Source organism: Sphaerisporangium sp. NPDC051017, assembly GCF_040683095.1.
GTDB lineage: Bacteria > Actinomycetota > Actinomycetes > Streptosporangiales > Streptosporangiaceae > Sphaerisporangium.
Genome location: NZ_JBFBCI010000006.1, coordinates 170,899 through 191,261, shown reverse-complemented (window position 1 = coordinate 191,261; position 20,363 = coordinate 170,899). Strand labels below are relative to the sequence as shown.

Sequence of the window (20,363 nt, the reverse complement as noted above, 5' to 3'; positions counted from 1 at the left end):
ACGGGTGACGCCGCGGACGCCTACCGTCCGAGGATACCGACTGGTCGGTTCGAGACGGAGAACGCCTATGCGGGTACGAGACCGGGTCGTCGTCGTGACCGGCGCCGCCGGGGGCATCGGCCGGGCCATGGCCCTGCGGTTCGCCGAGGAGGGCGCCGCCGGGCTGGTCGTCGCCGACCTGGACGAGGCGGGCACCGCCGCCGTGGCGGGCGAGATCGGCGACCGCGCGCTCGCCGTGCGCGCCGACGTCTCCGTCGAGGCGGAGGTACAGGCGCTGGTCCGCGCGGCCGAGGAGGCGTTCGGGCCCGTCGGCCTGTTCTGCTCCAACGCGGGCGTCATCACCGGCCACGGCCTCGACGCCGGCGACCTGGACTGGACCAGGACCATCGACGTCAACCTCCTCGCCCACGTGTACGCCGCGCAGGCCGTGGTGCCGGGGATGGCCGAGCGGGGCGGCGGCTACCTGCTCAACACCTGTTCGGCCGCCGGGCTGATCAGCTGTCCCGGCGACGCGCCGTACGCCGTGACGAAGTCGGCCGCGATCGCCTTCGCCGAGTGGGTGGGGATCCACTACCGGGCCAAGGGCATCGGCGTGAGCGTGCTCGCCCCGCAGGGCGTGCGCACCGGCCTGCTCGGGGAGGGCGCGGAGGACACCCTCGTTTACCGCGGGGTGGTCGCCTCCGGCGAGATCCTCACCCCCGCGCAGGTGGCCCAGGCGGTGATCGACGGCCTGGACGCCGAGCGCTTCTACATCCTGCCCCACCCGGAGGTCGCCGAGTACGTCCGCCGCAAGTACGCCGACCCCGACCGCTGGCTCGCGGGCATGTCCCGGTTCGTCGCCTCGCTGGAGGGCTGAGCCCGTCGTCCAGGGCCGAGCAGGGCGGCGAGGTCAGCGGGACAGGCCAGGGGCGGTCAGGTCAGGGCGGCGAAGACGCCGGCGCCGATCAGCGCCACCGCCCAGGCCAGGTCGAGGTTGAACCACGCGCGGCGCAGCACCGAGACACCCAGCTTCTCGTACACCACCACGGCGAGCGTGGCCGTGACCGCCAGCATCGCCAGGGTGTGCACGGCCGCGAAGGCCAGGGTCTGCCGGCTCAGCGCGAGCGCGGCCTGCTCGTGGCCCGTCAGCGTGACCGGCAGCAGCATCAGCCCCGCGCCGTGCGCGGTCGCCATCAGGAAGGACCACCCCGCGAGCTGCCATCCGGTCACGCGCATGCCGACCCAGCGGGGATGGCGCCGGCGCAGCAGCTTCCACACGCCGAACCCGCACACCAGCGCGGCCACGGCGTAGGAGACCGGCTTCGGCGGCGCGGCGGTCCGTACGGCGGCGACCAGCGCCAGCGTGACCAGCACCGAGCCCGCGTGCCCGAGCACGATGGGCGGCAGCGCCCTCAGCACGGCGCGGCGCGAGCGCTCCTGGAGGCCGAGCGCCACCGCGAACAGCCAGCCCATGGCCGGGTTCATGCCGTGGAAGGCGCCGAACCCGGCCAGGACCATCACCTGCGTGAGATCCATGCGCCGGTCAGGGGTAGCAGAAGGAGTCGGAGGAGGAGTCGCCGCCCTGCAGCCTGACCTGGTGGGGCCGGCGGCCGTCCTCGGCGAAGTCGACGAGGAAGCCCGGGTCCAGGGAGAGCGAGCCGTCCTCGGCGATGTCCGCCTTGGCCATCCACCCCGCGATGCCGTCGGGGTAGAACGCCTCGTCCCAGGTGCGGTAGAGCGAGTTGGTGAAGTACGCGCGCCTGCCGTCCCGGCTCACCTCGACCATCTGCGGCCCGCCGTTCCTGGCCGTGCCCGGCGTGCCGGGGTGGGCGTCGCGCCGGGCGATGCCGCCGACGCGCACCGAGCCGGTCCGCCGCGGGGCGAGCGGGTCGGACACGTCGAAGGCGAGCAGCTCGCCGGTGCCCCAGGCCGAGACGAGCAGGATGCGGTCGTCCAGCGTGAGGGAGATGTCGCTGACCAGCGGGGGCACGGCGCCGAACTGCTTGAGCGGCTCGGGGAGCAGCGCCGGGTCGGCGGGCTCGGCGGGGATCGTGATGGTCTTCTTCGCCTTCCAGGCGCCGCCCTCGAGGTACCAGGTGAAGATGTTCGCCGACAGGTCCTCGACGCTGATCACGGTGTTGACGAAGCCGTAGGTCTTGGTCGGGTCGTGGGCGGGACGCAGCTCCAGCGCCATCTGGTGCTGGTCGCCGAGGTCGATCTCCTGCAGGTGGGTGCGTTTGCGCAGGTCCCAGACGTGGAGCTTGTGGCCGTACTTCCGGCCGGTCAGCAGGCCGAGGTCGGGACCCGCCTCGATCATGTTGGGCGTGCCCCACTCGCTACTGATCATCGTGTCGTGCCCGAGATGCCACCAGAAGTCGTAGTGGAGGCGCTGCGGCCCCCGGTCGGCCTCCCACTGCCCGAGCGGTTCGAAGGTGTCGTGGTCGAGCATGAAGACCCCGCCGGGCGCGTCGCCGTTCACGTCGCCGAGCGCGCTGACGTAGATCGCGTCGGTGCCGCAGTGCACGGTGTGGGGGCGGCTGTAGCCGGTGCGCTCGAAGATCGTCTCGGGTTCGATCGTCTTGACCAGCTTGGGACGGGCGGGGTCGTCCTTGACGTCGAAGATGTAGACACGTGAGGAGCGCAGACCGGGGACGACGAGGTAGCGCCGCTCGACGTGCGGGTGCGGGGCGTACGGGCACAGGGCCGCGCTGCACACGTTCCATCCGAAGTGGTGGAGTTCGTCCCCGGGCACGGGCACGTCGTGGACGCCGACGACGGTGCCGTACCCCGGCGACTCCGGGTCCAGGTCGATCGTCGCGAGCCCGTCGGGCCCGCCCTCCCCTTTGGTGTCGAGGAGCGCGACGTACGCCAGCCCCTCGCGTGGGGCCCGCATGGCCTCCCGGGCGGAGGGATAGAACGTGGGATCGGGTTTGGTGAGCACGTGACCGCCTTCGGAGTCGGACCGGGCAGATAACCCATCAATCTTGTAGGGAAACCTGGACTTGTCCAGTGGGCCCGCGGCTTTGCTGGTGGTACGTCCGGAAAGTCCCGTGTCGCCGGGAGATCGGGGGTCACGGCCCGGGAACGGTTCGCCCTCGCTTGAATGACGGCTCCGGCGCCGCGTCGCCGGGCGGTCGTCGTACGGGGTGATAACCGAGGGAGGCTGTCATGAAGTCACGTTTCCTCATCTTCGCCCTGGTGGTCCTCGCCGTTCTCGTGTCCGCGTGCGGCGGGGGAGGCGATCAGGCCAGTGCGCCCACAGAGGCCTCACAGCCGGCCCGGACCTCGTTACCCCGGCCCCCGGAGACGCGCGCCCCGACCGGCACGGCCCCCGCCGTGCCGGAGACGAGCGCCTCGGCGACCCGCCCGGCCGAGCGGCCCGCCGGCGAGCTGTCCACCTTCGCCCTGGACGTCGACACCGCGTCGTACGGCTACGCGCGCACCGTGCTCAAGGAGGGACACCTGCCCGACCCCGGCCAGGTGCGGCCGGAGGAGTTCGTCAACGCCTTCGGCCAGGGCTACACGGAGCCGCCCGGCGACGGCTTCGCCGTCCACATCGACGGGGCCAAGGGCGCGGGTGACGCGGCGCTGCTCAGGGTCGGGCTGCAGACCCGGACCGCCGAGGCGGCGTCCAGGCGGCCCGCCAGCCTCACCTTCGTCGTGGACGTGTCCGGCTCGATGGCCGACCCCGGCCGCCTCGATCTGGTCCGCGACGCCCTGCACACGCTCGTCGACCAGCTCGGCCCGAGCGACGCGGTGTCGATCGTGTCCTTCAGCGACGAGGCGCGGCTGCGCATCCCGATGACCTCCGTCGCCGAGCGCGGCAGGCTGCACGAGGCCATCGACACGCTCGAGCCCGAAGGCTCCACCAACCTGGAGTCCGGGCTCGTCACCGGCTACCAGGAGGCGGCCCACGCGTTCCGCTCGGTGGCCACCAACCGCGTCATCCTGCTCTCCGACGGGCTGGCCAACCAGGGCGACACGAGCTGGAAGGGCATCCTGGACCGGGTCGAGGAGTACGCCGGGCGCCAGGTCACCCTGCTGTGCGTCGGCGTCGGCCGCGAGTACGGCGACGCCCTGATGGAGCAGCTCGCCGACAACGGGGACGGCGCCGCGGTCTACGTCAGCTCGCGCGAGGACGCGCGCAAAGTGTTCGTCGACCGGCTGCCGTCCGCGCTGGAGCTGCGGGCGCGCGACGCCAAGGCGCAGGTCGCGTTCAACCCGGCCACCGTCGTGTCCTACCGGCTGCTGGGGTACGAGAACCGGACGCTGGCCCAGGACGACTTCCGCGACGACTCCAAGGACGGCGGCGAGGTCGGCCCCGGGCACGCCGTCACCGCGCTGTACGAGGTGCGGCTGCGCCCCGGGACCTCGGGCCAGATCGCCGTGGCGACGGTGCGCTGGCAGGACCCCGACACCCGCCAGCCCGCCGAGGTGAGCCGCGCGGTGGACGTCGCGGAGCTGGCCGGGTCGTTGTGGGAGGGGTCGTCGCCGAGGCTTCAGGTCGACGCGGTCGTGGCGGCGTTCGCCGACCGGCTCAGGCGCGTGGACGGCGGCCTGTTCGACGAGGACCTCGGCACGCTCGCCGGGCACGCCTCGCGGCTCGCGGCGGTGACGGAGGACCCGATGGTGACCGAGCTGGCGGAGCTGATCCGCACGGCGGGCTCACTGCGGTGAGCGAGACGCGGCCGGGACGGGACGGCGCCTGCGGCGGGCGCCGTCCCCCTGTCACGACGACCGCCCGAGGATCGGGATCGCCGCCTTCGCGGGGTCCTCGCTGAAGTAGTAGCCGTACATCGCCTGCGCGAACTCGTCCTTGCCGAGATGGCCGTCGGTGTCGAGCAGGATGAACGCCTCCCGCGCCTCCGCCGTCCCCACGTCGTAGGCCGACCACAGGTGCAGGTACTCGCGCATGCTGAGCTTCTGGTCGCCGTCGGTGTCCAGCGCGTCCCACAGGGCGTACTGCTGGTGACGTTGTTCATAACGGGAAATCAACAAACGCCCCTACTTTTCGGAGCGGAACGACCACTGGCCGTAGTCGAACGGCTCCACGTGCGCGACCGCCCGCCGCGGCCGGAGTCGCTCGGCCTCCGTGCCCCCCTAACGGGTTCGGCCCGCCCGCCGTTGTCCGATACACTGGCGAGGCGCCGGGCGATCATATCGCCCGAAGCGCGATCAAGGGGCTGTGGCGCAGCTGGTAGCGCGCCTCCATGGCATGGAGGAGGTCTGGGGTTCGAATCCCCATAGCTCCACAAGCGGTTCGGAAGGCGGCGGGCGTGCTCGCCGCCTTCCGCGTTTCCCGGGCCGGGGACGTTGTCAGCTCTTGAAGGTGTGGCGGTAGGCCAGCGGGGAGACGCCGACGGTGGCGTGCAGGTGCTGGCGCAGCGAGACCGCGGTGCCGAAGCCCGCCTGGGCGGCCACCTGGTCCACCGGCAGGGTCGTGGTCTCCAGCAGGCGGCGCGCGCGGTCCACGCGCTGCAAGGTCAGCCACCGCGCCGGGCTGAGGCCCGTCTCCTCCCGGAACCGGCGCGTGTAGGTGCGCACGCTCATGCGGGCGTGCGCGGCCTGCGCCGCGAGGCCGAGCGGCTCGGCGAGGCGTTCCAGCATCCACCCCCGGGTCGGCGCCGTGGTCGTCCCGCCCGGGTCGGGCAGCGGGCGCTCGATGAACTGGGCCTGGCCTCCCTCGCGCCAGGGCGGCGTCACGCAGCGCCTGGCCGTCCGGTTGGCGACCTCGCTCCCGTGGTCGCGGCGGATGACGTGCAGGCACAGGTCGATGCCGGCCGCGACGCCCGCCGAGGTCAGCACGTCGCCGTCGTCGACGAACAGCACCTCCTGGTCGAGCCGGACCTTCGGGAACAGCGTCCGGAACTGGGCGGTGTTCCTCCAGTGGGTCGTGGCGGGCCGGCCGTCCAGCAGGCCTGCCGCGGCCAGCACGAACGCGCCCGTGCAGATCGACATCATCCGTGACTTCGTGGCGGCCCGGCGCAGCGCCTCGCCCAGCTCGGGGTCGATCGTGCCGTCGCTGAACGGCGGACCGCTGTGGATGCCGGGCACCAGGACCGTGTCCGCCGTGTCGAGGACCGACAGATCGTGGTCGGGGACCACGCTGAAGCCGGCCGGGCCGCGGACGGGGCGTCCACCCGGGGTGCAGGTGACCACCTCGTACAGTTTCCGGCCGTCCTGTTCGGCGACGCGGAAGACCTGGCCCGGGATGCCGAGGTCCAGGGTGGCGAAGTCGTCGAGCGCGACGACCACGATGCGGTGAGCCATGGCCGGATTCTTGCACATATTGGCTTTCAAGCCACTCGTCTGGCCGCGGGCGGAAATCCAGGATTGTCCACATGACGTTGACGATGGACGCGAAGCGAAGACGCCTCCACCGGGCCTGGCTCGTGGCGGGAGTCGCCTTCGTCGCGATCGTGGGCGCCGCCGGATTCCGCGCGACGCCCGGGGTGCTCATCACCCCGCTGGAAGACGAGTTCGGCTGGACACGCGGGACGATCTCGCTAGCCGTCTCGGTCAACCTCACCCTGTACGGGCTGACCGCGCCCTTCGCGGCCGCCTTGATGGACCGGCTCGGCATGCGCCGCGTCGTGGCGTCGGCGCTCGCGCTCGTCGCCCTCGGCAGCGGCCTGACGGTGTTCATGACCGCGAGCTGGCAGCTCGTCGCCTGCTGGGGCGTGCTCGTCGGCCTCGGCACCGGTTCCATGGCGCTCGTCTTCGTCGCCACGGTCACCGACCGGTGGTTCGTCCGGCACCGGGGCGTGGTCACCGGCGTGCTCACCGCCGCAGGGGCCACCGGGCAGCTCGTCTTCCTGCCGGTGCTCGCCTGGCTCGCCGAGGGACCGGGCTGGCGCACGGCCGCGCTCATCGTGTCGGGGGCGGCGCTGGCCGTCGTCCCGCTGGTGTGGTTCCTGCTGCGCGACCGCCCCGAGGACGTCGGGCTGACCGCGCTCGGCGCCGAGCCGGGCGCCGTGCGCGTCACCGCTCCGGGCGGGGGCGCGGCGCTGCGGGCGCTGACGGTGCTCAGGTCCTCGGCGCGCACCCGGTCGTTCTGGTACCTCGCGGGCGGCTTCGCCATCTGCGGCGCCAGTACCAACGGCCTGGTCGGCACCCACTTCATCCCCGCCGCCCACGACCACGGCATGCAGGAGACCACCGCCGCGGGCCTGCTCGCCCTCATCGGGATCTTCGACATCGCCGGGACGGTGTTCTCGGGCTGGCTGAGCGACCGGGTCGACCCGCGGATCCTGCTCGGCGCCTACTACGCGCTGCGCGGCGCGTCCCTGCTGATCCTGCCCTCCCTGTTCGCGGCCACGACGCAGCCCAGCATGCTGATCTTCATCATCTTCTACGGGCTGGACTGGGTGGCCACCGTGCCGCCGACCGTCGCGCTGTGCCGCAAGATCTATGGGCCGGTCGGCGCGGTGGCGTTCGGCTGGGTGTTCGCCTCCCACCAGGTCGGCGCCGCCGTCGCGGCCGTCGCCGCCGGGGTGACCCGCGACCACCTCGGGCACTACGACGCCGCCTGGTACGGCGCCGGGATCCTCTGCGCCTTCGCGGCGATCATGTCGGTGCTGGTCGGGCGCGGCGCCGCCACCTCGCCGCCACTGGAACGGACGCCCGCCCGCCCGGTCACCGTCGACGCCGGGGGAGCGTGACGGGCGCCCGCGTCCTAGGGGCGGACGGGCCGGACGGCGGCGTGCGGGACCTGAGATCCTTGATGGCGTGAACGCGCCGGACCAGAGAGTCCTCCCCCTCGTCGTGCGAATCGAGCGCGCCGCCCCGCCGGAGCGAACCGACGCCCTGGAGGCCGCCGCGCTGGCCGTGCTCACCCTGCTCAACGACGAGCGGGCCCTGAGCGGCGAGTGGGCGGAATCGGTGAGCGCCTGGGAGACCATCGGCATCAGGAAGGTCGTCCGCCGGGCCAGGGGCGGCGAGTGGCGCCGGGTGCTGGACCTGCCCGGCATCACCGTTACCGTGCGCACGGCCGAGGTCCGCGTGCACCCGCCCGTCCCGCTGGACGGCTGGCCGAAGGACCTGTCGCGGCTCCAGGTCTCGGGCACAGACCTGACCGACACCGCGCCCCCGAACCCTCCCGAGCCCGGCGCGGCGGTGCTGTGGATGAACCCCTCCCTGGAGATGTCGGCGGGCAAGGCCATGGCCCAGGCCGGGCACGCGGCCCAGCTCGCCTGGTGGGGCACCGACGAGCCCGCCCGCGAGGCGTGGCGCGCGGACGGCCTGCCGGTCGCCGTGCGCACGGCGGGGCCGCGGCGCTGGTCGGCACTGGCCGGCAGCGGGCTGCCCGTCGTCCGCGACGCGGGTTACACCGAGATCGAGCCGGGCTCGCGTACGGTCGTCGCCGACGCGCCGTGGCTGCGCGCCGGGGGGCACCGCCCGGCCGGATGGGGTCCGCTGCGCAGCCCCACGGCGTAGTCGCGGTGGTCGCCCGCCGTCATTGACCGGAGGGTGAAAGCGAAGGTCAGAGGGCATGCAAAGCCCTCGCGAATGGGCACTCGTTCCCGAAGTGTGATCGGGACGTCGAACGAGCGGTCTGTATATGCCGTACGCTCCGATCGTGCCAAATGGGCTAGGTGGGAGCTACGGCAAGGCCGTCCCAACGTACGTGACGGCGGACGCGGAAACCGCGCCCATCCCGAAGATCACGATCGAGGACCCTCCGGCACCGGCGGCCTCCAAGGCCCCGCCCGCCAAGCGGTCCCTGCTCTCGCGGCTCGGCGATCTGCCGATGCGCGTCATCTACCGCACCATCGCGGCGGGCGTCGCCGCGATCGTGGTCGCCGTCGCGGCCGTCGTGCTGTTCGTGACCGGGACCTTCGGAAAGGGGACGCCGACCGCGGCCGCACCGGCCGGCCCTGTGGGCACGCCGGCCGATCCGGGTACCGCGACCGGGGCGTCGTCCGCGCCGTCCGTGCTGTCCTCGTCCCCGGGGACGCCGATCCCCTCGGCGGCGCCGTCCCTCTCCGCCTCGGCGGGGGTCACGGGCGCCGTGGCCCCGGCCCAGCCCTCCGTGTCGGCGTCGGTGTCGGCACCTGTGCCCGTATCCGCTTCCGCGTCCGTTTCCGCCTCGTCCTCGGCCGGGCCGTCCCCGGCGCCGTCCGTTTCGGCGTCGGCCTCGGGAGCGGCGTCGGTCACCGGAGACGGCGCCACGCCCGTGCCCACGGCCACCCCCGGCATGAGGAGCCCCCTCGCCGCCGCCAAGGCCGACCCCCGCCTGCCCGCGCTGCCCTCCAACCGCAAGCTCGCCGACTTCCCCGGACGCGGCGCGCCCGTGAAGGGACGCGTGAAGGACAAGCGCTCCGGCATCACCTTCGCCCGCTTCACCAAGGGGTGGAAGCTGGCCAAGTCGTCCCCGTTCGCCACGCGCCGGACGCTCGCACACGCGAAGGGCGCCGGGCACCGGGCACTGCTGGCCTCCTGCCCGGTGCCGATCGCAGTCCAGGACACGCTCAAGGACACCGCGTTCCTGGCCGCCCGGTGGACCCTCAACTACCACCCCGCCGGGTCCACGGTCTCGTGGACGGCGTCCCAGCCGATCAAGGCGGGCAAGCGGGACGGCTGGCTGCTCGGCTACCGGGTGCAGTACAAGGTGGGCGGGAAGAAGCACGTCTCCACCGCCGCCGTCGCGCTGGTCGACGTGCCCGGTTCCAAGCCCGCGCTGGTGTTCGTCTCGATCCCCGACGCGCAGAAGAAGCGGTGGGCGGACATCAACACCGTCGTGTCCAGCCTGCGCATCCTCTGACCGGCCGCTCCGGCGGCGCGCACCGCCGCCGGAGTGCCCTAGGCTCGGAAGACATGACCGAGATCGTCCTCGCCTCCGCGTCCCCCGCGCGGCTCGCGCTGCTGCGCAGCGCCGGCCTCGATCCCAAAGTGATCGTCAGCAACGTCGACGAGGAGGCGATGTCCGCCTCGTACGACTCTCCCGCCGCGCTGTGCCTCGCCCTTGCCCGCGCCAAGGCGTCCGCAGTCGCGGAGCGTCTCACGGACGGGCTGGTCATCGCCTGCGACTCGGTCCTGGAGCTCGACGGCCGCGCGTACGGCAAGCCGGGCTCGCCCGAGGACGCCGTCGCGCGCTGGCGCTCGATGCGCGGCCGCACGGGCACGCTCCTCACCGGCCACTGCGTGATCGACGTCGCGCGCGGCGCCCAGGCGTCCGAGGTGGGCTCGACGGTGGTGCGCTTCGGCACGCCGACCGACGAGGAGATCGCCGCCTACGTCGCGAGCGGCGAGCCACTGCGCGTGGCGGGCGCCTTCACGCTGGACGGCCCCGGCGGCTGGTTCGTCGAGGGCATCGCCGGCGACCACGGGAACGTGCTCGGCATCTCGTTGCCGCTGGTCCGCCGCCTGCTCGCCGAGCTCGGGGTCACGGTGACGGCCCTGTGGAAACAGGGATCTCTCTCCTGATCATGCGACGAACCGGGCGGAAGGCGTTAGCCTGCCGGGCATGAACAGCATGGGCCGGCCCATCCGCAGCGGCGTGGGCGGCTTCGCCGACGGCGTCAAATACGTCTTCCAAGGTCTCGGCTGGGTCGCACGCAACCCCGGCCAGTGGCTCTTCGGGCTCATCCCGGCGCTCCTCGCGCTGGTCCTCTATATCGTCGCCCTCGTTCTGCTCGGCACCTACGCGGGGGACCTCGCCGCCTGGGCCACGCCGTTCGCCGACGGGTGGAACACCGGGCTGCGCGAGACCCTGCGCGCGCTGCTCGGTCTCGTCGTGTTCGCGCTCGGGCTCGTCCTGTCGGTCGTCACGTTCACGGCCGCCACGCTGGCCATCGGCGACCCGTTCTACGAGAAGCTGTCCGAGCGGGTGGAGGAGGACCTCGGCGGGGTCGAGGTGGTCGCGGAGCTGCCGCTGTGGCGGTCGGTGCTGCGGTCGCTGCGCGACAGCGTGGTCACCCTCGGGTACGTGCTGATGTTCACGATCCCGCTGTTCTTCCTGGGCTTCGTGCCGGTGATCGGGCAGACGGTGGTGCCGGTGCTGGGCGCCGCCGTGTCGGGATTCTTCCTCACCGTCGAGCTGACCGCCCTCGCCATGGAGCGCCGGGGGCTCGCGCGCAGGCAGCGCTTCGCCGTGCTGCGCGCAGACAAGGCTCCGGCGCTCGGATTCGGCGTGCTGCTGTTCCTCGTCTTCCTGGTGCCGCTCGGCGCGGTCGTCGCCATGCCCGCCGCCGTCGCCGGGGCCACGATCATGGTCAGGGAACGCCTCGCCCCGCAACTGCCGGTGGAGGGGCGGGCGCACGCCTGAGCCCTTTCCGGCTCAGCCCGCGGACCATGTGACGGCCGGAGGGCGCACGGCGGCGCACAGGGGGTGGCCCTTGGCGTCGCTGAGCCCGAGCCGCGCGTGCAGGGCGCCGGAACGCAGGGCGGCCTCGGCGATCTCGGGGGCGATGCCGTCGAACATCAGCTTGGCGCGCCTGAACATCGCGAAGCCGCCGCTCCCGTCCACCGTGCCCCAGGCGAGGTAGAAGAACCGGCCTCCGGGACGGCCATGGACATACGGGCCCCGTATGTCGACCCCGACCGGTATGTGCCGCGCCTCGCACTCGAGTGTCCACAGGGCCTCCGGCGCGTCGCCGGGATGAAGGCCCAGGATCTCCTCCCGGCGGACGCGGCCCTGCACGCCGACGTGCACGTTGCCGTAGCCCGGAAAGCCGCCGCCACCAGGGCAGTCGCGGCCGGGGAGATCGGTGGCGTGGATCCGCATCAGCATGGGCCCATCTTCCCCCCTGGTGATTCGTCCCCGTTCGTGCGGCCCGCCGTCGGTGGTCGTTCCGAACGCCGTTCAGCCGGTTGTCCACAGAACGCGGCTCGGCTCGATGGCGCGGACGCCCGCAGGTGAAAGTGTCCGCCATGACGCCGACACCGATCCTCCTCACCACTCCCGACGACATCCTGGGCGCCGTTCCCTACCTGCTCGGCTTCCATCCCGCCGACAGCCTCGTCGTCATCGCCTTCGCCGGCCGGGGCGTCCGGGGCAAGCTGCGTCTCACCACCCGGTGGGACCTCCCGGCGGCGCCCGGCACGCTCGACCGGCTCGTGCCGCTGCTCCGCCGTGAACAGGTCACCCACACGATCCTGGCCGGGTTCGGCGAGGGCGCTCTTGTCACCCCCGCCATGGACGAGGCGCTGCGGCTGCTCGCCGGCGCCGGCATCGAGGTCATCGAGGCCCTCCGCGCGCACGAGCGCCGCTACTGGTCGTACGTCTGCACGCAGGTGGCGTGCTGCCCGCCCGAGGGCAGGGCGTACGACCCGGTGGCCGGGCCGGTCGCGGCGCAGGCCACCATGGGCGGGCTGGTCGCGCTGCCCGGCCGCGAGAGCCTGGAGCGCGCGGTCGCGCCCGTCCTGGGAGCCGCCCGCGCGGCGATGTCCGAGGCGACCCGGTCGGCCGCCGCCGACATACGGTCCCGGCTGCTCGGCACCCGCGATCCCGCGCAGATGCCGCGCGCGTTCGTCGGCGAGGCGCTCGAACGCGTGCGCCGGTGCCTCGACGGGTTTCCCGGCCACGGGCCGCCGGACGACCTGGAAGCCGCGCGGCTCGGCTTCGACCTCGCGATCGTCCGGGTGCGCGACGAGGCGTGGACGTTGATGGGCGACGCGACGCAGGACGTCCACGTCGCCCTCTGGGCCGACCTCACCCGCAGGCTGGGAACGCGCTTCGTGGCGCCGGTCGCGTCCCTGCTGGGAGCCGCCGCCTGGCGGCGCGGCGACTGCGCGCTGGCGGGCATCGCGGTCGAGCGCGCCCTCGCGGCCGATCCGTCCTACTCGATGGCCGGGCTGCTCGCGCAGGGCCTGCGGCAGCTCGTCGGCCCCGAGGTCCTGCGTGACCGCATGCCGAGCCCGGAGGAACTCGACGCGAGCATGGGGCCACCCCACATGGACTGGCTGCGTCCGATGCTGCGCCTGCTCGACGAAGAACTCCGCTCCGAGGGCTCCCCGTCCGGGGCGGCGCCGGACCGGCCGCCTGTGCCGGCGATCAACGAGCGCGCCATGGGCGGTGCCGGAGCACCACCACGAGCGGTGAAGGGCAGGGGGTGCACGTGCTGACAGGAGATCGAGTGGAGGCCGCGCGGGGGAACCGGTGGGAGGGCACCGCGAGAGGGCACGTGAAGACGTATCAGAGGGCTCAAGGAGGGCTCGCGCTCAGAGGGCGTGCTCGGGAAAGGGGCCCGTCAGTCCTGCGCGGTGCTATTCCTGCGACGCTCGTTGTAAGCCCTCATTCTGCCGGGATAGCCCGTGAGGTTAACGTCGTAGACCGGAAGGGCGAGGTTTCTCGCCACCTTGATGATGACCGCGGGAGAACCCACTCTGCGCCGGGTCCATTCGCCGTCATGCGCCACGGCGACCGCGGTCGTGTCGGTCGCGAACGTTTCCGGCTCGACGTAGAACTCCACCCCTCGCCGGGACTTCGCGAAAGCGATGAGCGCCTCGATGTCGGCGTCATTGGCCTCACGGTCGAACTTTGCGATCTTGCGGCCCCGGAGCCGACGAATTCCATAGCGATCACGCCATCTCATATCCCTTGTATACCTGGAGCGGCCCTCCAATGGGGGGCTCCGGGCCACATCGGGGTCGGGTCGGGGATGTTCCGGATGGACGCGCGTTCGCGCGGCCCCAAAGATGAGAAAGACCACCCGATCCGACGGAAGACACGGGGCTCTCATGGCAGGGGCAGTGACACCACCAGCGACACCCGCTCCCGGAGGTTGGCGGCCGATGTCCCAGCCTCACGACGCGAGTCACCCGCAGCTCCGGGTGACCGACCACGACCGCGACACGGTGGTCGAACAGGTGACCACGGCCTACGCCGAAGGCCGCCTCAGCAAGGACGAACTCGACGAGCGCCTGCACCTGGCGATGACGGCGCGCGTCCACGCCGACCTCGCGCCGATCGTCCGGGACCTGAACGCGGGACGGCCCGCGCCGCCCCCGCCCATGCCGTCGGCCTGGCCTGGACAGCCGTCGTCGTGGCCGGGGCACGGGTACGCCGCCATGCCGACGGGCCGCGAGCGGCTCGGCGCCGCCGCCGCCCATATTCTTCCGATCTGCGGGCTCTCCTTCGTCGGCCCGCTGATCCTCCTGCTCACCGGGGGGCGGCACTCGCCGTACATCAGGCGGCACGCGATCGAGTCGCTCAACTTCCACCTGACAGTGCTCGGTGCCACGATCCTGCTGCCGCTCACGGTCATCGGCATCGTGCTGGTCCCGATCATGTGGATCGTGGCGTTCGTCCTGGGCCTGGTCGGAGGCGCCGCCGCCCTGGGCGACGGCGGCTTCGCCTACCCGCTCACCTTCCGCCTCATCAAGTAACCCACCCCCGCCTCCTGGCCGCCCGTGCCACCGCGCCTCGGCCACCCCCGCCCCCGCCCCCGCCCACTCACGCGGACCAGGGCCACGGGCGATCCCTGGCCCGCACGGGTCGGCGGGCGCGGGCTTCAAGCCGGGTGGGTGGGGTGGGGGTGGGGAGTTAGAGGGAGAGGTTAGAGGAGGAGTTGGCGGACTGAGTCGACGGTGTCGGCGTCGGTGGGGCGTTTGTCGGGGCGGTAGCGCAGGACGCGGGCGAACCGCAGAGCCATGCCGCCGGGGTAGCGCGGCGAGCGCTGTACGCCGTCGAAGGCGACCTCGACCACCATCTCGGGGCGCAGCCGAACCACCCACTCGTCGCTCGGCCCCTCGGCCAGATCCAGGAACCGCTCGGTCTGCCAGGCGAGGAGCTCGTCGGTCAGCCCCTTGAACGTCTTGCCGAGCATGACGAAACCGCCCGTCTCGGGATCGCGTGCGCCGAGGTGCAGGTTGGACAACTTGCCCTGCCGCCGGCCGTGCCCCCATTCGGCGGCCAGCACGACGAGGTCGAGGGTGTGGCGGGGCTTGACCTTGATCCACCCCGCGCCACGGCGACCGGCCGCGTAGGGGGTAGAGGGCGACTTCACCACGAGGCCCTCGTGCCCCTGCCGCAGGACCTCGGCGAAGAACTGCATGCCCTCCTCGGGATCGGCGGTCACCAGGCGCGGTGTGAGCAACTCGGCAGGGACGGCGCCGGCCAGAGCCTCGTGGCGGTCGCTGTCGGGAAGGTCGAGAAGGTCCTTTCCGCCCACGCGCAGCGCGTCGAAGAAGAACACGCTCAGTGGGGTGGTGTCGCGCAGCCGCTCGGTGTCGGACTTGCTGGCCACCCGGCTCGCCGTCACCTGGAACGGCTCGGGGCGGCCGTCGGGACGCAGGGCGATCACCTCGCCGTCCAGGACGATGTCGCCGACCGGGAGCGTGAGCACGGCCTCGACCAGCTCGGGGACCTGCGCGGTGATGTCGTCCAGGGTGCGGGTGAACACCTTCACCTCGCTGCCGGAGCGGTGGGCCTGCACGCGCACGCCGTCGAGCTTCCATTCCAGCGCGGCCGGGCCTCCTCCGAGCTTCGCCAGGGCGGCGGCCACGTTCGGCGCGCTCTGCGCCAGCATCGGTGAGACGGGGCGGCCGACCTCCAGATGGAATGCCCTCAGGGCTTCGACGCCGCCCGTGAGCGCGGCGGCGCCGACCGCGGGGAGCCAGCCGCGCAGCGTGAGCGCGCGCCGGACCTCGGCCGACGGCGTTCCCGCGGCCTTGGCCACCGCTTCGATCATCACGCCGTTGAGCGCGCCCTGGCGCATCTCGCCGCCCAGCAGGCGCAGCAGGAAGGACTGTTCCTGGGTGGTGGCCGAGCGGAACAGCCGATCCAGCAGTTCCTTCCTGGCGGCCTGGGACCCCGGCCCGGTCTGTGCCTTGATCCGGCTGAGCAGGTCGTCGACCTCGGTCAGGGACGCGCTGGCGATCTGGCGCGGCTCGGGAAGATCCTGCAGGCTGCGCCAACCGACGCCGATCTGGCGCTGGGGGAGCTCGCCGGAGAGGTAGGCCACGGCGATCTCGGCCTCGGCCGGTTCGACCCTGCCGAGCAATTCGGCGAGGTGTCGGATCTTGGCGAGGCGTGCCGGATCCGCCGCGACGGCGGACGAGGTGCGCGCGAGGTCGATGAGCAGCACAGTCCTCATCGTGCCAGTTCAGGGCGACGGATGGCGTCGCAGGTGCCCATATCGCTCATACAGGGCCCCTAAACCGTCAAGAACAAGCACGCGGCCGCTCTCACACGCCTCGGGACTGGCGTGTCGGTCCTCAATGCCGGTCGATCGAATGGGGTGGCGTTCGGCGAACGTTTCCTGGCAGGCCCATGTGCGGCTTCGTCGGGGAAGCCGGTGCGGGTTCGCCGTGCGCCTGATCGCGAGGGTCAGGGATTCTCGCCGGGGGTGACCTGTGGTGGGAGGTGGTCGTCGAGGTCACGCCCGTGTCGGGCGGGAGGCCGGGCGGCCACCGGGCCACCACGGTCACCTGTGCGGCGAGCGGGCCGTCAGCTCACGCCGAGCAGGTCGACCACGAAGATCAACGTCTCGCCCGGCTTGATGGCGTTGCCCGCGCCACGGTTGCCGTAGCCCAGGTGCGGCGGGATCGTCAGCCGGCGGCGACCGCCCACGCGCATCCCGGCGACACCCTGGTCCCACCCGGCGATGACGCGTCCGGCCCCGAGCGGGAACTGGAACGAGTCGCCACGGTTCCAGGACGCGTCGAACTCCTCGCCCGTGGAGAACGCCACGCCGACATAGTGCACGTTCACCATGTGTCCGGGCTTGGCCTCCTCGCCGTCGCCCACGGTGATGTCTACGATCTCGAGGTCCGCCGGCGCGTCGCCCTCCGGAAAGTCGATCTCGGGCTTCTCGAGTGCCACGTGTTCTCCTTGATTAGTGTGCGCTGCCCTGGAAGTCTCACCGGGCGCGCTCGGACCGGGCGTCGGCCGGCTCTCCGGCCGACCGGATGACTCTACGGGGTCACGGGGGCGGACGGGCGGCGAGGGCTCATTATGTGATCGTCGGCCACGGGCCGCGGGCGACCCCATTTCAGCCACATTCGGCACGTTTCTGGCTGAAGGGGAGGAGTTACCAGCTCTGGTGGAGGGGCATGCCTTCGGAGTAGCCCGAGGAGCTCTGGATGCCGACCACCGCCCGCTCGTGGAACTCCTCCAGGTTGGTGGCGCCCGCGTAGGTCAGGGACGAGCGCAGCCCGGCGACGATCGCGTCGATCTGGTCTTCGACGCCGGGCCGCAGCGGGTCCAGGTACATCCGCGAGGTCGAGATGCCCTCCTCGAACAGCGCCTTGCGCGCCCGTTCGAAGGGGGTGTCGTCGGCGGTGCGCAGCCGGACGGCACGTGCGGAGGCCATGCCGAAGTTCTCCTTGTACCGGCGGCCGTTGGCGTCGGTGCGGGCGTCGCCGGGCGATTCGTAGGTGCCGGCGAACCACGAGCCGATCATCACGTTGGACGCCCCGGCGGCGAGGGCGAGGGCGACGTCGCGCGGGTGGCGCACGCCTCCGTCGGCCCACACGTGCCTGCCGAGCCTGCGGGCCTCGGCGGAGCATTCGAGGACGGCGGAGAACTGCGGCCTGCCGACGCCGGTCATCATGCGGGTGGTGCACATGGCGCCCGGCCCGACGCCGACCTTGACGATGTCGGCGCCGGCCGCGGCGAGGTCGCGCACCCCGGCTGCGGTGACGACGTTGCCCGCGGCGACGGGGACGTCCGGGGTGAGGGCGCGCACGGCGGCGAGGGCGGCGAGCATCTTCTCCTGGTGGCCGTGGGCGGTGTCGACGACGAGGCAGTCGACGCCCGCGTCGAGCAGTTCCTTGGCCTTGGCGGCGACTTCGCCGTTGATGCCGACGGCGGCGGCGATGCGCAGGCGTCCCTCGGCGTCCACGGCGGGCTCGTACAGGGTGGCGCGCAGGGCGCCGGTGCGGGTGAGGACGCCGACGAGGCGGCCGTCGCCGTCGACCACGGGGGCGAGCCGGTGGCGTCCCTCGTGCAGGAGCTCGAACGCGGCGCGCGGGTCGGTGCCGGCGGGGATGGTGAGCGGCGAGCCGGACATCACCTGCGAGAGCTGGGTGAACATGTCGACGCCGTGGCAGTCGGCCTCGGTGAGGACGCCGATGGGCCGGTTCTCCCAGTCGACGACGATGACCGCGCCGTGCGCGCGCTTGGGCAGCAGGTTCAGGGCCTCGCCCACGGTCTCGTGGGCGGTGAGCGTGATCGGGGTGTCGTGCACGAGGTCGCGCTTCTTCACCCAGTCGATCACCTCGGCGACGACGTCGATGGGGATGTCCTGGGGCAGGACGGTGATGCCGCCGCGCCGGGCGATGGTCTCGGCCATGCGGCGTCCGGCGACGGCGGTCATGTTGGCGACCACGATCGGGATGGTGGTGCCGGTGCCGTCTCCGGTGGACAGGTCCACGGCGAGCCGGCTGCCGACCGCCGACCGCGAGGGGACCATGAAAACGTCGCTGTAGGTCAGGTCGTAGATCGGTGCCTGATCGTTGAGGAATCGCACGTTGGATCAGCCTATGCGATACATGGTAAACAATGGGATTTCCCAGCTCAGTTGCGCGATATGTCGTTCTGTACACGTGCTGTGGGCCGCGCCCGATGCCTCTGTGCGCGATGATCGAGACGACGATGTTCCGCTATGGATACATTGACCGCCCGATCGGCTCGGCGCGATCGGGCGAGGGCAGGGGGCGGGGTGCCCCTGGAAATTGGAGGCTCGATGTTCATCGTTGAACGACCGGAGGTACTTGTCGTCGGTTACGCCGTGCGCACCAGCAACGCGGCGGAGGCCGATCCATCGCGGGCGCTGCTGCCGGGCCTGTGGCAGCGGGCGGGAGCGCCGGGGGCCTTCGCGCACGTGCCGGGGCGCGTGGACGACAAGCTGTACGCGGTGCTGACCGACTACGAGAGCGATCACCAGGGCGCCTTCACGCAGATCGTGGGGGTGGCGATCCGCACGGCGGCGGGGCTGCCGGAGGGGATGGTCGCGGTCCGGGTGCCCGGCGTGCAGTCGTTGACGGTGGAGGCGCACGGGCCGATGCCGCAGGCGCTGATCGACGCCTGGCAGCAGGTCTGGAGGCACACCGAGTCCGGCGGCGTCCCGGCGCGGGCGTTCTCGACCGACCTGGAAGTCCACCACGCGGCGGGGGTCGACCTGTACCTGGCCGTCCTGCCCGCCCCGGCGGGTCAGCAGGGCAGGGACCACGTCCAGGCGTAGCGGGACCCGGGCGGGGCCGCGCCGGTCAGGCCAGGACGCCCGCCTCGCGCAGCGCCTTGGCGTCATCCTCGGCGATGCCCCAGGCGGACAGGTCGTGCAACCGGGTGGCCGGAGCGAGGCCGCCGTGCCCGCCTTCCCGCCCGCCGTCGAGCAGGCGGGGCGCGGGCGCGGGCTGGACGACGCCGCCCACCTCGACGTACGTGCCGCGGGCCGCGTTGTGCGGGTGCCTGGCGGCCTCGCCGATGTCCAGGACGGGGGAGACGCACGCGTCGGAGCCCTCGAAGATCCGCTCCCATTCGGCGCGGGTCTTCGAGGCGAACGCGGCCGTGAGCCGCCGGCGGATCTCCGGCCAGTTGGCGCGGTCGTCGCGGCTCGGCAGGTCCGTGAGGCCGGTCCTGGCCAGCAGTTCCTCGTAGAAGGCCGGTTCCAGCGCGCCGACCGCGACGTACCCGCCGTCCGCGGTCGCGTAGGTGTCGTACATGGGGGCGCCGGTGTCGAGCAGGTTGGTGCCGCGCGGGCCCCAGAGCCCGGCCTGGGCGCTGTGGGCGAACATCGCGAACAGCAGGGCCGCGCCGTCCACCATCGCCGCGTCGATCACCGTCCCGCGGCCGGTGCGCTCGCGCTCGAACAGGGCGAGCAGGACGCCGTAGGCCAGCATCAGGCCGCCGCCCGCGAAGTCGCCGATGATGTTGATCGGCGGGGTCGGTTTGTCCCCGGCCCTGCCGAGCATGGACAGGACGCCCGCGACGGCGACGTAGTCGATGTCGTGCCCGGCGGTGCGCGCCAGCGGGCCGTCCTGGCCCCAGCCGGTCATGCGGCCGTAGACGAGCCGCTCGTTGACGGCGCGCAGGTCGTCCGGTCCGATGCCGAGCCGTTCGGCGACGCCGGGGCGGAACACCTCGATCACGACGTCGGCGCCGGCGGCGAGGCGCTTGAACGCGGCGACGCCCTCGGCGGACCTCAGGTCCAGGCCGATCGTCCGTTTGCCGCGGTCCATCGCGTCGGGGCGGGGGCGGTCGCCGGCGGCGGTGACGGCGGAGACGCGGTCGATCCTGAGGACCTCGGCGCCGTGGTCGGCCAGCATCATGCCCGCGAAGGGCCCGGGGGCGAGCCCGGCGAGCTCCAGCACGCGGATCCCGGCCAGCGGGCCGGTGCGCCTGCCCCCGCCGTCCTGCGAGGCCTCCGTGCCCGGGTTCTCGCGGGCTCCGTCGCGGCTCATGATCTTCTCCTAGGGGTACGGCGCCCGGACGCCCTCGC

The 20,363-nt window shown here is 72.6% G+C and carries 20 protein-coding genes and 1 tRNA gene; 11 read left to right on the top strand and 10 right to left on the bottom strand.

The annotated features are described in order from the left end of the window. Window positions 1-67 precede the first annotated feature (67 nt). Window positions 68-856, top strand: coding sequence for an SDR family oxidoreductase (locus tag AB0M95_RS08345; protein ID WP_363761159.1), 789 nt, complete (start codon window positions 68-70; stop codon window positions 854-856). A gap of 56 nt (window positions 857-912) precedes the next feature. Here the strand turns inward: AB0M95_RS08345 and AB0M95_RS08340 are convergent, their stop codons facing one another. Together AB0M95_RS08340 and AB0M95_RS08335 are read right to left on the bottom strand one after the other, a co-directional pair. Then, complete coding sequence (locus tag AB0M95_RS08340) at window positions 913-1,515, bottom strand: hypothetical protein (RefSeq protein ID WP_363761157.1); 603 nt, start codon at window positions 1,513-1,515, stop codon at window positions 913-915. Window positions 1,516-1,522: 7 nt separating this feature from the next. Next, window positions 1,523-2,920 (bottom strand): selenium-binding protein SBP56-related protein, encoded by a 1,398-nt coding sequence (locus tag AB0M95_RS08335; protein WP_363761155.1) that lies wholly within the window; start codon window positions 2,918-2,920, stop codon window positions 1,523-1,525. Window positions 2,921-3,147: 227 nt separating this feature from the next. On the opposite strand from AB0M95_RS08335, the gene AB0M95_RS08330 reads away from it, so the two are divergent. Continuing rightward, window positions 3,148-4,656, top strand: a complete 1,509-nt coding sequence (locus AB0M95_RS08330; RefSeq protein ID WP_363761153.1) for a von Willebrand factor type A domain-containing protein — start codon at window positions 3,148-3,150, stop codon at window positions 4,654-4,656. A 51-nt stretch (window positions 4,657-4,707) separates the two neighbouring features. On the opposite strand, the gene AB0M95_RS08325 is transcribed toward AB0M95_RS08330, so the two are convergent. Further along, window positions 4,708-4,974 (bottom strand): hypothetical protein, encoded by a 267-nt coding sequence (locus AB0M95_RS08325; protein WP_363761151.1) that lies wholly within the window; start codon window positions 4,972-4,974, stop codon window positions 4,708-4,710. Window positions 4,975-5,158: 184 nt separating this feature from the next. On the opposite strand from AB0M95_RS08325, the gene AB0M95_RS08320 reads away from it, so the two are divergent. After that, a tRNA-Ala gene (locus AB0M95_RS08320) sits at window positions 5,159-5,231 on the top strand. Window positions 5,232-5,295: 64 nt separating this feature from the next. On the opposite strand, the gene AB0M95_RS08315 is transcribed toward AB0M95_RS08320, so the two are convergent. After that, the gene (locus AB0M95_RS08315; RefSeq protein WP_363761149.1) at window positions 5,296-6,249 is read right to left on the bottom strand and encodes a helix-turn-helix domain-containing protein; all 954 of its coding nucleotides are present in this window, start codon (window positions 6,247-6,249) and stop codon (window positions 5,296-5,298) included. A gap of 71 nt (window positions 6,250-6,320) precedes the next feature. On the opposite strand from AB0M95_RS08315, the gene AB0M95_RS08310 reads away from it, so the two are divergent. The 5 genes from AB0M95_RS08310 to AB0M95_RS08290 all read left to right on the top strand — a co-directional run bounded on the left by AB0M95_RS08310 (window position 6,321) and on the right by AB0M95_RS08290 (window position 11,245). After that, window positions 6,321-7,640 (top strand): MFS transporter, encoded by a 1,320-nt coding sequence (locus AB0M95_RS08310; RefSeq protein WP_363761147.1) that lies wholly within the window; start codon window positions 6,321-6,323, stop codon window positions 7,638-7,640. A gap of 67 nt (window positions 7,641-7,707) precedes the next feature. Then, window positions 7,708-8,415, top strand: a complete 708-nt coding sequence (locus AB0M95_RS08305) for a peptidyl-tRNA hydrolase (protein ID WP_363761145.1) — start codon at window positions 7,708-7,710, stop codon at window positions 8,413-8,415. 142 nt (window positions 8,416-8,557) lie between these two features. Further along, window positions 8,558-9,742: a hypothetical protein gene (locus tag AB0M95_RS08300; protein WP_363761143.1), complete on the top strand. Its 1,185-nt coding sequence runs from the start codon at window positions 8,558-8,560 to the stop codon at window positions 9,740-9,742. Window positions 9,743-9,795: 53 nt separating this feature from the next. Further along, a complete protein-coding gene (locus AB0M95_RS08295; protein WP_363761141.1) occupies window positions 9,796-10,404 on the top strand; it encodes a nucleoside triphosphate pyrophosphatase in 609 nt (202 codons plus the stop codon). Window positions 10,405-10,444: 40 nt separating this feature from the next. Then, window positions 10,445-11,245: an EI24 domain-containing protein gene (locus AB0M95_RS08290; protein WP_363761139.1), complete on the top strand. Its 801-nt coding sequence runs from the start codon at window positions 10,445-10,447 to the stop codon at window positions 11,243-11,245. A 12-nt stretch (window positions 11,246-11,257) separates the two neighbouring features. Here AB0M95_RS08290 and AB0M95_RS08285 read toward each other — a convergent pair whose 3' ends face one another. After that, window positions 11,258-11,710: a DUF5990 family protein gene (locus AB0M95_RS08285; protein ID WP_363761137.1), complete on the bottom strand. Its 453-nt coding sequence runs from the start codon at window positions 11,708-11,710 to the stop codon at window positions 11,258-11,260. Between the two features lie 140 nt (window positions 11,711-11,850). On the opposite strand from AB0M95_RS08285, the gene AB0M95_RS08280 reads away from it, so the two are divergent. Next, window positions 11,851-13,044: a DUF4192 domain-containing protein gene (locus tag AB0M95_RS08280; protein WP_363761135.1), complete on the top strand. Its 1,194-nt coding sequence runs from the start codon at window positions 11,851-11,853 to the stop codon at window positions 13,042-13,044. Window positions 13,045-13,169: 125 nt separating this feature from the next. Here the strand turns inward: AB0M95_RS08280 and AB0M95_RS08275 are convergent, their stop codons facing one another. Then, the gene (locus AB0M95_RS08275) at window positions 13,170-13,514 is read right to left on the bottom strand and encodes a hypothetical protein (RefSeq protein ID WP_114032648.1); all 345 of its coding nucleotides are present in this window, start codon (window positions 13,512-13,514) and stop codon (window positions 13,170-13,172) included. A 199-nt stretch (window positions 13,515-13,713) separates the two neighbouring features. Here AB0M95_RS08275 and AB0M95_RS08270 point away from each other — a divergent pair, with 199 nt between their 5' ends. After that, window positions 13,714-14,307, top strand: a complete 594-nt coding sequence (locus AB0M95_RS08270) for a DUF1707 and DUF4870 domain-containing protein (protein ID WP_363761133.1) — start codon at window positions 13,714-13,716, stop codon at window positions 14,305-14,307. 170 nt (window positions 14,308-14,477) lie between these two features. On the opposite strand, the gene AB0M95_RS08265 is transcribed toward AB0M95_RS08270, so the two are convergent. The 3 genes from AB0M95_RS08265 to AB0M95_RS08255 form a co-directional block, all read right to left on the bottom strand. Then, the gene (locus AB0M95_RS08265; RefSeq protein ID WP_363761131.1) at window positions 14,478-16,016 is read right to left on the bottom strand and encodes an ATP-dependent DNA ligase; all 1,539 of its coding nucleotides are present in this window, start codon (window positions 16,014-16,016) and stop codon (window positions 14,478-14,480) included. A gap of 353 nt (window positions 16,017-16,369) precedes the next feature. Next, window positions 16,370-16,744, bottom strand: coding sequence for an FKBP-type peptidyl-prolyl cis-trans isomerase (locus tag AB0M95_RS08260; protein WP_114032652.1), 375 nt, complete (start codon window positions 16,742-16,744; stop codon window positions 16,370-16,372). 208 nt (window positions 16,745-16,952) lie between these two features. Continuing rightward, entirely contained in the window at window positions 16,953-18,392 is a 1,440-nt protein-coding gene (locus tag AB0M95_RS08255; RefSeq protein WP_363761128.1) for a GuaB1 family IMP dehydrogenase-related protein, read from the bottom strand. A gap of 216 nt (window positions 18,393-18,608) precedes the next feature. On the opposite strand from AB0M95_RS08255, the gene AB0M95_RS08250 reads away from it, so the two are divergent. After that, a complete protein-coding gene (locus AB0M95_RS08250) occupies window positions 18,609-19,106 on the top strand; it encodes a GyrI-like domain-containing protein (protein ID WP_358511173.1) in 498 nt (165 codons plus the stop codon). A gap of 25 nt (window positions 19,107-19,131) precedes the next feature. Here the strand turns inward: AB0M95_RS08250 and AB0M95_RS08245 are convergent, their stop codons facing one another. Then, window positions 19,132-20,325 (bottom strand): CaiB/BaiF CoA-transferase family protein, encoded by a 1,194-nt coding sequence (locus AB0M95_RS08245; RefSeq protein WP_363761126.1) that lies wholly within the window; start codon window positions 20,323-20,325, stop codon window positions 19,132-19,134. Window positions 20,326-20,363: the final 38 nt, after the last annotated feature.